Source organism: Bacillus sp. FSL K6-1218, from assembly GCF_038006445.1.
Classification (GTDB): Bacteria; Bacillota; Bacilli; order Bacillales; family Bacillaceae_G; genus Bacillus_A; species Bacillus_A thuringiensis_S.
The window spans coordinates 4763269-4776892 of the sequence record NZ_JBBOVE010000001.1; the positions used below are offsets into that span (position 1 = coordinate 4763269).

Sequence of the window (13624 nt, forward strand, 5' to 3'; positions counted from 1 at the left end):
TATATCAACGATTTTTTCGATATATCTATCATAACTTACAATATATCAACGATTTCTCGGATATATCGATTGTTCGACAAAACGTAACAAAAAAAGACGTGCATTCACCGCACGTCTTTTTGTTATCCTCCTATATAATGGATATATACAATATCCGAAGAAAGAAGGGTAGAACTTTGCTAGTAGAACTACGGGGAATTCAAAAGAAGTATGGCAAATCACTTATACTAGACAACATTGATTTATCCATTCCAGAAGGAGAAGCACTCGCCATTGTTGGCGGGAACGGGACTGGAAAAAGTACTCTACTCAAAATAATTGCAGGCTTTATTTCACCTACAACAGGGACAATTCAAAGGAAAGAACATATACAAATCGGTTATGTACCTGAATATTTTCCTGAAGGTATTCGTTTTACATTAGAAGATTATTTATATCATCTCGGCTGCATTCACGGTTTATCAACAACATATGTAAGAAATAAAATTCCGATGCTCCTTGAGTCTTTTCACTTACATCATGCAAGGCATTCCGTTGTACGAAACTTATCAAAAGGTATGAAACAAAAAACAGGCATTATGCAAGCATTACTTACGGACGTACATTTATTAATTTTAGACGAACCGCTTTCTGGGCTCGATCCTAACTCTCAGCAAGAATTAGAACATATTTTACTATCATTAAAACAACAAGGTATATCTATACTCTTCACATGTCATGAAAAACAACTATTAGAAAACTTCGCCGATAGAATTGTGACGTTAGCAAATCATACAATCACAGCAGATACTTTTGTACAAAAATTAACGGAACAAATCTATATTGAGGCAATCGTTCACGACACATTTTCAGCGATAGAACTACAAAAGCAATCTGGTTTTATACACGTTGCATACAATTCAAATCAAAACCTTATTCAATTACAAATCGAAAAAGAATATACAAACGAAATGCTTCAGTTTTTATTACATAAAAAAGCATCTATCACACTGCTACAACCTAACTTTTAAATCGAAAGAAGGTTTATTATGTTCGCGCTTATTCGTTACCATTTTCTCGACTATACAAAATCGTATAAGTACGTCCCTCCTATTGCGATGTACTTTGTGAGCTTACTTTTTGTATATACATATAAACCGACTCCTATTGTACCGACATACTTAGAAACGGCACTCGCACTTTATTTATTATCTGCTTGGATTACAGTCACAATTTTTCATACGGAAGACCCTGTACAAGAACAAATTACTATTTCTCACACAAATAATATTTCTGCACTATATGTTGGTAAATACATTACGGCTCTTCTCATTTGTACTGTTTTATCTTTTATATCCATAATCTACCCAATTATTTTGCAAATGTTTAATGAAGAAATGACAGTTTCTTTATTTCTAGTCGGATTTCTCGCTCACATGTCTTTCTCTATACTAGGAATTTCAATTGCAACTTTATTTACTAGAAATATGATTCAAAAAGCAAGCACAGCTTGGCTTAGCCTGACATTTATATTACTTATAACGATCGCCTCCATCCGGTTTAAAAAAGAGTTACTATGGTTTTTACCACCTGTCGAAAGCTTTCTAATGCTTGGACAATACAAATTTAATATACTGACTCACACACTATGGCTCACAGCTTGGGCTATCCTATATTCATTTTTATTACTTACTTTATTTCTTTTTATCGTTCGCAAAAAACGTTTTTAATTACATATTAAAGGAGACAAAACAATGATCGGAATACTAGCAGGAATGGGACCAAAATCGACTGGGCCATTCGTCGATACAGTTGTAGCAAAGTGTCAAACAATATACGGAGCAAAACATGATATGGACTTTCCTCATATGATGATCTATTCGTGCCCAACACCGTTTTACATGGATCGCCCTATTGATCACGAAGCGATGAAAAAAGCGATTATTGAAGGAGCACAAAAACTTGAAAGTACTGGCGTAGAATTTATTGCTATGCCGTGCAATACGGCGCATCTTTATTTTGAGGAATTACAACATTCTCTTTCCATTCCGATTTTAAATATCGTCGATGAGACGTTACAAACAATTCCTGAAAATATAAAAAGAGTCACGCTTCTCGCAACAGAAGCGACAATCCAAGCTGGTATTTATCAAGACGGGATTGCAAAGCGTAATATAGAGTACATTCATAACGAACAATGGCAGGAAAGCATTAATCAAATTATTACTTGTATTAAAGGCGGAGAAATTGAAGAAGCTCGAAAATTATGGAGTGTGCTCGTTGTACAGTTAAAAGCTGAAGTAGATACCGCTATTATCGCATGTACTGATTTGAACGTTGTGGCGGATGAGGATTTTGTTGATTCTGCTCAATGTCTTGCTGATGCGGTTGTTGAAATGTATTTATCAAATAAGAAGAAACATTTATAAACATTGAACACCTTCCTTTTGAAATGTGTTTTATGTTTGTTGAAACCCCTAAAAACTTTTAACATTCTTCACAATTCTTTCAAAGTATCCACACTTAATCTCGCTATATTAAATAAGTAGTTATTCATATAGGGAAGGTTAGGGGAACTGAAAGTATGAAAGTAAATCGTTCGCTTCATTACATTTTTTGGCGTTGGCATTTTTATGCAGGGCTTTTTATTACACCGCTTCTTATTACTTTGTCACTGAGCGGAATTGGGTATTTATTTCGGGAAGAGGTTGAAGATTTCATCTATAAAGATTTATATTTTGGGAAGAGTGCCCAAACAGAGTCTATTTCGATGGCTGATTCGCTTCTCTTAACAGAGAAAAAATATCCCCATTATAGCGTGGCGAAAATTAGTGAATTTAATGGGGATTATAATACAAGACTTACGATTGCAAATGAGTATACTGGGCAACAAAAATATGTGTATTTAGATAGTAATAATCAAATTGTTGGGGATCAAAACGCAAGTGAAACGTTTGCCAATATCATGCGGGAATTACATAGTTCTCTTTTAGTTGGTGGCACTGTCGTCAACTATACTGTAGAACTTGCGGCATGCTGGACAATCTTTTTAATCGTAACCGGATTGTACATGAGTATACGCCAATTCAAAAATACACCATCATCCAATAAGCGAGAAAAAGCAAAAAGACGTCATTCTATTATCGGTATTATATTTACAATTCCTCTCTTTCTGCTAGTCGCATCTGGATTGCCGTGGTCAGGATTTATGGGGAACCAAATTTATAAAATTGCATCTTCTAATGAATCACTCGGATATCCAAAATTGTACATGGCACCGCCTGAATCAAAGGTAAAAGAATTGCCGTGGGCAACAAGAAAAGAAGCTCCACCTGAATCGAATTCAAATGAACCGAAAGCAATTTCTATCGATGAATTACAAAAAGGAATTGAAATAAAGAAGCCATATGTGATCTCACTACCAGCTGATACGAAAGGTGTATTTACTATTTCGAAATCGAGCGGTTCTGGTATTACAGGTATGCATGTTGCACCAAATGAAGAGATAACAGCTTACTTTGATCAATATAGCGGGAAACTCATTTCAAAAACGGACTATCGTGATTATGGATTACTTGCACAATGGTTCACTTACGGTATCCCACTTCACGAAGGACATTTATTTGGATGGCCAAATAAAATATTATGCTTACTAACGACATTATCTCTACTACTTCTTATTTATTACGGAGTAAAAATGTGGTTAGCAAGAAAGCCGAAAGGAAAATTAGCAGCACCTCCAAAGCAAAGAGATAAGAAAAGCGTACTCGTTTTCTTTATCCTGATGGTTATACTAGGCGCTGTCATGCCTTTATTCGGACTATCTGTTTTAGTTATTTTCGCAATTGAACTTCTTATATATGTATTTTCAAAAATACGATCATAATGAAAAGAAAACCACTCTACATGAGTGGTTTTCTTCGTCACTGTGCCATTTTCTTTCGGTACATCTTCCCGTTCCAATAGAAGAATCGTGAAGTGAGGCCTCCGTATTTTACAATGCGCCGTGCCATTTTGTGCATATTCTTTTGTGCTGATACTTTTTGATCTGATAAATAAATACCAAGTAATCCTCGGCTTATGAGACGATGAAACTTCGCATGAGGCAAATCACCAATGCTCTTCTCTGCTTCTTCTACAAAGTGTTTCATACGATCTAATATAGCTTGCTCGTTTTCATAATAACTACAGAAATTCAAATCCCCGCCTATGCGGTCTTCTTCTTGATCGATGAAATAATCAAGTAAGATATGAAGTCCTTGTACGTAAGGGAAGTACCCTTGTCTAATTTTCGCAATATCTTCATCATGTAATTCATCATGAAATGCATATGCTACAAGACAGAAAATTCCAAGTGTAGAACCGGCACATGCTGAAAATTCAAACCAACTCATCTCAGGTAAGTTTTCTTTATGTGCTTCAAACCAAGTTTTCAGGCGCGGCTCTCTTTCTTCTAACTTCACGTGTTTATGAATTTGCAAATCACAATAATAACAAGCAAGTTCATGCAGAACAGGAGCAATTTTGTCATAGTGCTTCGTTTTCTTTAAAACATCTTGGCATGTTTCAACAAGTTCATCTAAATAACCACCATCATCTTGATCATCACGATAACGATAATAATTACCGCCACCTTCTACTTCAGGTGATAATGCCATTAACATCGATTCATGCAGTGCAGCAAAATCATTTGGATCAAGTGATGTACTGCGATCACATAAATTATCTAAATAGTCGCTGATCGTTTGATACGCTACGATAAAACGAATACATTCTTCTCGGTGTTCATTTGCTAGCAGAGCTAAAATGCCACCGCCCTCACAATGAAACGTTTTATGCTCAATACTTGCGATTGCCTGACTATGAAGCTCATCATTCGGAATATGGTAGGCACGCTCTTTCCACATCGCTAGCTCATGGTGTACAACCGGAAACACATCACGGTATACTTTCGCCATGAGCGTTATGGGATTACTCGGTACGTTCACTTCTTCCTTCATCTCCTCTATTAAATGTACAAATAATGATTTATTTGTTTGTTTTTACTATATTATTGACATGCATTTCAGTAAATGACTGAATATAACTCAAAATTTCATCACGCTCATACTCATTTAATAGCTCGTGATAACAATTCGGCCATTCTTTAAAAGCCTTATCACTTATTTTAACATTATCAAACCAAGTGCGGACACGTGTTTTATCTACAAGTTTATCCTCACAAGCTTGCATTAGCAAGAGCGGAACATCTGGAAAATCATCTATTTTTTTATGAGCAATTTCGATAGACTTAATCAATTCACTATACCAACGTACTGATACTTTGCGCAAGAACAAAGAATCATTCTCCATTGCATCTCTCACTTCATGGTTACGTGTTGACATTTCCACCGTAAGATTCGTTGCAAATTGCAATTTTGGAGCCACAACATTTAATATTCTTGAAGCAAATTGAAGCGGAGCAGAGGGTCCAGTCACTACCCCTAAACAAGGCGAACTCAAAATAATACCTTCTACATCTTCTCTCTTCGTTTCTTGCATCATACGAATGACAATAAGACCACCCATACTATGACCGAATAGAAAAATAGGTAACCTATACTTTCTTGCTTCTTTCACCCATAATTTAACTTCCTCTATGTATTCATCAAATGAATCAATATGTCCTCTATTTCTTGAAGTCGTTCCATGTGACGGAAGATCCCCCATCACGACGTGGTAGCCGATATGATTCCACATTTCCGCAACTGCTTCGTAACGTCCGTGATATTCCATTGCGCCGTGCACAATAACAATGACAGCTTTTGCTTCCTCCGCTTCATAATTCCACATACGGCTCTCCTCCATTTCACTCTTTCTCATAATTTGATACACTAAAACTAGTCTCTAGGAAAGGAAGACTTTACATGATATATCCTTACAAAGAAAAAAAACCGAAAATTGCGAGTAGTGCTTTTATCGCTGACTATGTTACGATTACAGGCGATGTTTCCGTTGGCGAGGAATCAAGTATTTGGTTTAATACAGTCATCCGTGGTGATGTGTCACCGACAATCATTGGAGACCGAGTAAATGTACAAGACCAATGTACACTTCACCAAAGCCCGCAGTATCCTCTTATTTTAGAAAACGACGTAACAATTGGGCATCAAGTCATTTTACATAGTTGCCATATTAAGAAAGATGCTTTAATTGGAATGGGATCTATTATATTAGATGGTGCTGAAATTGGCGAAGGAGCTTTTATCGGCGCTGGAAGCCTCGTTTCACAAGGAAAGAATATTCCGCCGAACACGTTAGCTTTCGGTCGTCCCGCGAAAGTCATTCGTGAATTAACAGAAGAAGACCGTAAAGATATGGAGCGTATTCGCACGCAATACGTTGAAAAAGGTCAATATTATAAATCATTACAGAAATAAATTTCCGCTGCCATAAGATTGGCAGCTTTTTTTATATAAAATCTAACTTTTTCTTTACAAAACATTATTACTCCCTCAACAAAATCTTATTAAAATAAAAGCTAATATCTCCATATATATGTAGATGAGGGAGGAGAATTTTCATGAAGGTCAGTGGATTATATAAAATAGAATGTTACATTTTCAGAGGAATTAACCGCTACTTTGATCAAAAAACATTAAATATCTTTTTCAGCAATATTACTCATATCGGTGGCGCGACTTTCTCCATCGCACTCACACTTTTCTTTTTAATTTTCGCAAAGGGAACTTTGCATCAAGCTGCAATTGCAACTGCTATTTCGTTAGCAATTAGCCATATTCCTGTGCAAATATTAAAAAGGTGGTATCCGCGAAAACGTCCTTATTTAACAATTCAGGATGCAAAATATCCAGTCCATCCATTAAAAGACCACTCTTTCCCGTCTGGTCATACAACAGCCGTTTTCTCTGTCTTCATTCCATTTATTTGCTATAATCCAAGCTTACTTGCTTTCCTATTACCGTTAGCATTATGCGTCGGTATTTCACGTATTTATTTAGGGCTTCACTATCCGTCAGATGTATTCGTCGGTATGTGCCTTGGCACTTGCTCTGGCATCATCTCTTTTTATCAATTCATCCCACTTTTCACATAAAGGAGTGATATGATGAGAGTCGCCATTTTTACCGATACTTTTACGCCACAAATTAACGGGGTTGCGAAAACGTTAGAGCGATTAACACAATATTTTCAGAAAGAACAGATCGCCTATTCTGTTTTCGCCCCTCAGCATACAGCTGAAGATAATTTTGTAGCGAATGTGAATAAGATGAGAAGTATCCCGTTAACAATATTATATCCAGAATGTCGTTTTTCTTTTCCTACTCCGCGCATTAAACGGGAACTACTTTCCTTTAAACCTGACATTATTCACATTGCCACACCTTTCAACATGGGACTTTGTGGATTGTATTATGCAAAAAAGTTAAACATCCCAGTTGTCGGTTCTTATCATACTGATTTCGATGCCTATTTACGTTATTACAAAATCGAATTCCTCTCCAATATGCTGTGGAACTATTTAAAATGGTTTCATAGTCATATGCAAAAAAATTTTGTACCTTCCTTTGAAACATTACATCAATTAAAAAACAAAGGCTTTCAGACCCTCTCTATATGGGGACGTGGTGTAGATTGCACACTCTTTCATCCTGCTTACAATACAGACCTATTCCGAAAAAAATATAATATTACAGCGAAGTATGTCCTTTCCTATGTTGGACGAATTGCTCCTGAAAAAGATATTGATACACTGCAATACCTTATCGTTAAAACAGCACATACTCGAAACGATATTCATTGGCTCATCGCAGGAGACGGTCCTCTAGCAACAAGTTTACGTGAAGCTGTTCCGAAAACAAATATCACTTTTACTGGCTATTTACAAAGTGCAGATTTAGCTGAAGCATATGCTTGTTCTAACATAATGGTATTTCCATCAGCTACTGAAACATTCGGAAATGTCGTACTTGAATCACTCGCATGCGGTACACCTGTCATTGGTGCAAATAGTGGCGGGGTTAAAAATATTATTACAGATGGAAAAACGGGAGTTCTTTGTCCGCCTAAAAATGAAGATGCATTTCTATCATCCATTTATTTTTTATTACAAAATGAAGAAAAACTTGAGCAGATGGGAATAGCAGCTTCATCTTTTGCGAAATCAAAGAGCTGGGATGAGATCTTTCGCGGTTTGCTTAACCAATATGAAGAAGTCCTGCAGCATAACGCATCAGAGTTGCTTGCTTAAATAGAAAAACTCCCTTCAAAAAAACGAAGGGAGTTTATTACATGGTCATAAATTTTAGTTTAATAAATGATACATAAGGTTAAACATTGTTTTATTTCTATATTAATTATATCAAAAATAAACATAACTAAACAGACTTGTAATAAAAACCCATAAAAAATTAATATATGGTTATACAGTATTTTAAACTGTATAATGATTTTAAGAATTCCCCTTAAAATCAACTTACTCACATACCTTTATACAGCAATTGTTCCCCAATTCTGTATATCAAAAAACCTTTCATTCATTTGAAAGGTCTTTTTGAGCCTGCACATATTCTTCTTTCGTATTTACATTTATAAACCAATCCGCATTCGCTTGTACATCTTCTCCAGAAACATACTTCACATTACATTGTGATAAAAGCTGGCCCATACTTCTTTTTTCATCTTGAAGTAAAGCATAAATCTTTTCTTTCACGCGGTTATGATACGCCGCAAGTAGCGGTTGTTTTCTTCCATTAATAATAGGTACAACCGCATCATATTCATTGCTCGTTTGCTCTAGTAAAATGGCAAACCATTCATGCGAAACGTTTGGTGCATCGCAAGGCATAATAGCGTACCAATCTGCTTCTATGTATTCCATACCTGATACAATACCGGCAAGCGGTCCATTTCCTTTATAGTGCGGAATGTCTTCTATAACAGGAACTTGTACGAATTGCTCTACTCGCTCTTTTATATCAGTATGGCTGATTACTACAATGTCTTGCAAGGTATTTCCCATCACTTTCACAATATGCTCAACAAAAGTAGTTCCCTTCCAAATTGCTAACGCTTTCGGCTCACCGAATCTACTCGACATACCACCTGCTAATACAATTCCAGCCCACTTACTCATTGGCGATGCAGCTCAAATGTAATATGGCCTAATTCCGGTAAAATTAATTTATTCATCGCAAGGCGAACTGCTCCGCTCGATCCTGGCATCGAGAAAACTACTTTGCGCCCAATTGTACCGCCGATCGCTCTACTTAACATTGCGCTGCTTCCGATGTCTTCTAAATAACTAATCATGCGGAACAGCTCACCAAATCCAACAATTTCTTTATCTAATAACGCTGATACTGCTTCAATTGTCACATCACGCTTCGTAATACCAGTACCGCCATTTGTTAATACAACATCTACATCTTCCTTATGATAACCAGCTAACACTGCTTGCTGAATACTTTCTTTATCATCTTTTACAATTTCATAAGAGGTCACTGTATGGCCCGCTTCTTTTAACAATTCATGTAATAGTTGTCCGCTCTTATCCGTTTCCTCCGTACGTGTATCGGAAATCGTAACAATCTTGCAACGCACTTCTTTTGGAGCTTGTTTTTTATGTTCAGTTACACTCATTTTTTATCTTTCCTTTCTTAAAGACTTTTCTTCATTTTATCATACATATCTTTACACAATTATGTATGAAGCCAATCATGCACCATGATACAATATAAGTATACTAACCCACAAAAAGGAAAGTACACTTTCTTATACTCCTAGACTACACATCTTTAGCTACTCCTTATATTTTCTACATAATAGAATTCAATTTTAAAACTTGTACTAAAAATTAAATTGGAGGTCTACATATTATGGAACTATATAAAAAATTAACAACAACATTTATCCTCTTATTCATCGCTTCAATCACTGTCGGCTTTTCCTTAAAAGGCGCAATTCCATACGCTACATTAGTAAGCATTATATTCGCCACACTATTTTTACTAAGCAGTGCCTTTTGCGCAGGTAAAGCACGTCAAATGAACGGTTGATTACATATGTTCCAGAAGAAACCCACCCTTTGTAAATCATGTAAAAAGGAAATACAAACGTATGAAAAGGCTTGGATTCATATGCCATTTCCAACAAGTGGCATGACTAATATGAAAAAATATATTGAGCTAGATGGAGAAGTATATTGTAGTTCATGTATTCAAATTGTAAGTAAAACAAAATAAAAAAGCTTTGCGCTCACCGCGCAAAGCTTCTTTTCATATATTATAGACCAGCTTGCTCTTTTAAAGCTGCAGCTTTGTCTGTACGTTCCCATGATAGATCTACATCAGTACGTCCGAAGTGGCCGTAAGCTGCTGTTTGTTTGTAAATTGGGCGACGTAAGTCTAGCATTTTAATAATACCAGCTGGGCGAAGATCGAAGTTGTTACGAACTAGTTCTACTAATACGTCTTCAGATACTTTACCTGTGCCGAATGTATCAACTGAAATTGATACTGGTTGTGCTACACCGATTGCGTATGCAAGTTGTACTTCTGCTTTGTCAGCAAGACCAGCTGCTACGATGTTTTTCGCAACATAACGAGCTGCATATGCTGCAGAACGGTCAACTTTTGTTGCATCTTTACCAGAGAATGCACCGCCACCGTGGCGAGCGTATCCACCGTAAGTATCAACGATGATTTTACGTCCTGTTAAACCAGCATCACCTTGTGGTCCACCAATTACGAAGCGGCCAGTTGGATTAATGAAGAATTTTGTTTCTCCATCCATTAATTCTGCTGGTACTACAGCTTTAATTACGTGCTCTTTTAAGTCGCGATCGATTTCTTCCCATGTAACATCTGGGTGATGTTGTGTAGAAATTACGATAGTATCAACACGTACTGGTTTACCATTTTCATCATACTCAACTGTAACTTGCGTTTTTCCATCTGGACGTAAGTATGATAATGTATCATCTTTACGTACTTCAGTTAAACGGCGAGCTAATTTGTGAGCAAGCGAGATTGGAAGTGGCATTAATTCTTGTGTTTCATTACATGCAAAACCAAACATTAAACCTTGGTCTCCTGCACCAATTGCCTCAATCTCAGCGTCAGTCATTTGACCTTCGCGTGCTTCTAGCGCTTGGTCAACACCCATAGCGATGTCAGCAGACTGCTCATCGATAGATGTTAAAACAGCACAAGTTTCTGCATCGAATCCGTATTTTGCGCGTGTGTAACCAATGCCTTGAATTGTTTCACGAACGATTTTCGGAATATCTACGTAAGTAGAAGTCGTAATTTCCCCCGCTACCAATACTAAACCAGTTGTTACAGTTGTTTCACAAGCTACACGTGCATTTGCGTCTTTTGATAAGATCGCATCTAAAATTGAATCAGAAATTTGGTCACAAATTTTATCTGGATGTCCTTCAGTTACAGACTCAGATGTGAACAGATGACGTTTTTTTGTCATGTGGTAAACCTCCCTACAGTAATTGTATATATTGTACGGAACTCATCCTTAATTTGCCACAAACTGCGACATACATTTATTCTCCCACACAAGCATACAGAAAAACCTTTCCTACTTTACATAGAGGAAAGGTTTAATTTGCTACTTGCATACTGCTTTTTGCCCTTCGCTCTTATCGTTCGAGACCTGTAGCCTCGCACAGGTTTTAGCACCTATTCACCTGCATTTATCAATACAAGTGAGGTTGCTGGGCTTCATCGGGCCTGTCCCTCCGCCAGCTCGGGATAAGAGAGTATCCGTCCCAACCTATACTAAAGAAATGATATTCATTTGTCAATTAATATTCACATTTTCCTGAAAGTTTTTCTCAATACGCCTGAAATGAAATATTAATAGGGAAATAATGCATTCACACAAACAAAAAGAAATAAATAGTATACATTATTTATATAATTGTGTTATACTCTTGTTGGGGATTACGAGAAATATTTCATTAAATGAAAAGGATGGTATATAAATATGAGTACTGTGAATGTCCAAATTGGTTTACACGAATTATTGAACGGAAGCAATGCACAGATTCAACTAAGTGTTCCGCAATTAGTGGAAAAAGTATTAATGCGAAATGAAGGGAAATTAACTTCTACTGGTGCCGTTTCTGCTTCAACAGGAAAATATACAGGACGTTCTCCTAAAGATAAATTTATTGTGAAAGAAGCATCGGTTGCTGACAAAATTGCTTGGGGAGCTGTGAACCAACCGATTTCTGAAGAACATTTTAATAAATTATATACTAAAGTTTTAGAATACTTAAAAGAAAAAGAAGAGTTATTCGTCTTCAAAGGATTTGCAGGCGCTGACCGCAATTACCGCCTACCAATTCAAGTTATTAATGAATATGCATGGCACAATTTATTTGTACATCAATTATTCATTCGTCCAACTGAAGAAGAATTAACAACTCATGAGTCAGGGTTCACAATTGTTTCTGCACCGAACTTCAAAGCTGATCCAGCTGTTGACGGTACAAACTCTGAAGCATTCATTATGGTTTCATTCGAAAAACGTATTGTACTAATTGGTGGTACAGAATACGCTGGAGAAATGAAAAAATCAATCTTCTCTATTATGAACTTCTTACTACCTGAACAAGATATTCTTTCTATGCATTGCTCTGCAAACGTAGGTGAAGAAGGTGACGTAGCACTATTCTTCGGTTTATCTGGAACAGGTAAAACAACTTTATCTGCTGATCCGAACCGTAAATTAATCGGTGATGATGAGCACGGTTGGTCTGATAACGGTGTATTCAATATTGAAGGCGGTTGCTATGCAAAATGTGTAAACCTTTCTCACGAGAAAGAACCACAAATTTTCGATGCAATCAAATTTGGATCTGTTTTAGAAAACGTTATCATTAATAACCAAACGCGTATCGCAGACTACAACGATACTACTTTAACAGAAAATACTCGTGCTGCATACCCTATGCATGCGATCGACAATATCGTACTACCAAGTGTTGCTGGACACCCAAATACAATCATTTTCTTAACTGCTGATGCATCTGGCGTATTGCCTCCAATCAGTAAGTTATCAAAAGAGCAAGCTATGTATCATTTCTTAAGTGGTTACACTAGTAAACTAGCAGGAACAGAGCGCGGCGTTACATCTCCGCAAGCTACATTCTCAACTTGCTTCGGTTCACCATTCTTACCACTTGATGCATCTCGCTACGCTGAAATGCTTGGTGAAAAAATCGAGAAACACGATGCAAAAGTATTCCTAGTAAATACTGGCTGGACTGGCGGCGAATACGGCGTTGGTAAACGTATGAACTTAGGTTATACTCGTGCAATGATTCAAGCAGCATTAAGCGGCGAACTTGCAAAAACTGAAACAGCTAAACATGACATCTTCGGTCTTGAAGTTCCACTTCACGTACCAGGTGTACCTGACGAAGTGTTAATGCCTGAACAAACTTGGGCTGATAAAGCTGCTTACAAAGCAAAAGCAATCGAGCTTGCAAATGAATTCAAAGAGAACTTCAAAAAGTTCGAAAGCGTTTCTGAAGATATTATTAACTTAGGCGGTCCAATCGCTTAAATTAAAACTTTCTGTTGGAATGACCCTTTACTCATATGAATAAGTGTCGTGTAAC

15 protein-coding genes and 1 riboswitch are annotated in these 13624 nt (G+C 36.8%); of the genes, 10 read left to right on the plus strand and 5 right to left on the minus strand.

Annotated features, from left to right (window positions below; genetic code table 11):
- The first annotated feature begins 176 nt into the window (after positions 1 to 176).
- The 4 genes from MHI26_RS24355 (at position 177) to MHI26_RS24370 (ending at position 3865) form a co-directional block, all read left to right on the plus strand.
- Positions 177 to 1010, plus strand: coding sequence for an ABC transporter ATP-binding protein (locus tag MHI26_RS24355; protein WP_000959739.1), 834 nt, complete (start codon positions 177 to 179; stop codon positions 1008 to 1010).
- A gap of 18 nt (positions 1011 to 1028) precedes the next feature.
- On the plus strand, positions 1029 to 1709 hold the full coding sequence (locus MHI26_RS24360) for a hypothetical protein (protein ID WP_000457772.1): 681 nt from the start codon (positions 1029 to 1031) through the stop codon (positions 1707 to 1709).
- A gap of 24 nt (positions 1710 to 1733) precedes the next feature.
- A complete protein-coding gene (locus tag MHI26_RS24365; RefSeq protein ID WP_061667137.1) occupies positions 1734 to 2408 on the plus strand; it encodes an aspartate/glutamate racemase family protein in 675 nt (224 codons plus the stop codon).
- A gap of 155 nt (positions 2409 to 2563) precedes the next feature.
- Entirely contained in the window at positions 2564 to 3865 is a 1302-nt protein-coding gene (locus MHI26_RS24370) for a PepSY-associated TM helix domain-containing protein (protein WP_000867819.1), read from the plus strand.
- Between the two features lie 37 nt (positions 3866 to 3902).
- On the opposite strand, the gene MHI26_RS24375 is transcribed toward MHI26_RS24370, so the two are convergent.
- Positions 3903 to 4967 (minus strand): tetraprenyl-beta-curcumene synthase family protein, encoded by a 1065-nt coding sequence (locus tag MHI26_RS24375; RefSeq protein ID WP_061667136.1) that lies wholly within the window; start codon positions 4965 to 4967, stop codon positions 3903 to 3905.
- Between the two features lie 40 nt (positions 4968 to 5007).
- A complete protein-coding gene (locus MHI26_RS24380) occupies positions 5008 to 5811 on the minus strand; it encodes an alpha/beta hydrolase (RefSeq protein WP_000267424.1) in 804 nt (267 codons plus the stop codon).
- 74 nt (positions 5812 to 5885) lie between these two features.
- Between MHI26_RS24380 and MHI26_RS24385 the strand changes: the two genes are divergently transcribed.
- The 3 genes from MHI26_RS24385 to MHI26_RS24395 all read left to right on the plus strand — a co-directional run bounded on the left by MHI26_RS24385 (position 5886) and on the right by MHI26_RS24395 (position 8230).
- Positions 5886 to 6398 carry a gamma carbonic anhydrase gene (locus MHI26_RS24385; protein ID WP_061667135.1) on the plus strand — a complete coding sequence of 171 codons (513 nt, stop codon included), beginning with the start codon at positions 5886 to 5888 and terminating at the stop codon, positions 6396 to 6398.
- 143 nt (positions 6399 to 6541) lie between these two features.
- Positions 6542 to 7075, plus strand: coding sequence for a phosphatase PAP2 family protein (locus tag MHI26_RS24390; RefSeq protein ID WP_000868592.1), 534 nt, complete (start codon positions 6542 to 6544; stop codon positions 7073 to 7075).
- Between the two features lie 12 nt (positions 7076 to 7087).
- Positions 7088 to 8230, plus strand: coding sequence for a glycosyltransferase family 4 protein (locus tag MHI26_RS24395; protein WP_061667134.1), 1143 nt, complete (start codon positions 7088 to 7090; stop codon positions 8228 to 8230).
- Between the two features lie 282 nt (positions 8231 to 8512).
- On the opposite strand, the gene MHI26_RS24400 is transcribed toward MHI26_RS24395, so the two are convergent.
- Positions 8513 to 9115: a molybdenum cofactor guanylyltransferase gene (locus MHI26_RS24400; RefSeq protein ID WP_061667133.1), complete on the minus strand. Its 603-nt coding sequence runs from the start codon at positions 9113 to 9115 to the stop codon at positions 8513 to 8515.
- Positions 9112 to 9621: a MogA/MoaB family molybdenum cofactor biosynthesis protein gene (locus MHI26_RS24405; RefSeq protein ID WP_000117130.1), complete on the minus strand. Its 510-nt coding sequence runs from the start codon at positions 9619 to 9621 to the stop codon at positions 9112 to 9114. The genes MHI26_RS24400 and MHI26_RS24405 overlap by 4 nt, the downstream gene beginning before the upstream one ends.
- Before the next feature lie 236 nt (positions 9622 to 9857).
- Between MHI26_RS24405 and MHI26_RS24410 the strand changes: the two genes are divergently transcribed.
- Positions 9858 to 10037: a hypothetical protein gene (locus MHI26_RS24410; RefSeq protein WP_000424798.1), complete on the plus strand. Its 180-nt coding sequence runs from the start codon at positions 9858 to 9860 to the stop codon at positions 10035 to 10037.
- A 6-nt stretch (positions 10038 to 10043) separates the two neighbouring features.
- Positions 10044 to 10223: a hypothetical protein gene (locus MHI26_RS24415; protein WP_000486787.1), complete on the plus strand. Its 180-nt coding sequence runs from the start codon at positions 10044 to 10046 to the stop codon at positions 10221 to 10223.
- Positions 10224 to 10263: 40 nt separating this feature from the next.
- On the opposite strand, the gene metK is transcribed toward MHI26_RS24415, so the two are convergent.
- Positions 10264 to 11463 (minus strand): methionine adenosyltransferase, encoded by a 1200-nt coding sequence (gene metK / locus MHI26_RS24420; protein ID WP_000163117.1) that lies wholly within the window; start codon positions 11461 to 11463, stop codon positions 10264 to 10266.
- Positions 11464 to 11632: 169 nt separating this feature from the next.
- Positions 11633 to 11754: riboswitch (SAM riboswitch) on the minus strand.
- A 228-nt stretch (positions 11755 to 11982) separates the two neighbouring features.
- On the opposite strand from metK, the gene pckA reads away from it, so the two are divergent.
- The gene (pckA, locus tag MHI26_RS24425; RefSeq protein ID WP_000108813.1) at positions 11983 to 13569 is read left to right on the plus strand and encodes a phosphoenolpyruvate carboxykinase (ATP); all 1587 of its coding nucleotides are present in this window, start codon (positions 11983 to 11985) and stop codon (positions 13567 to 13569) included.
- Positions 13570 to 13624: the final 55 nt, after the last annotated feature.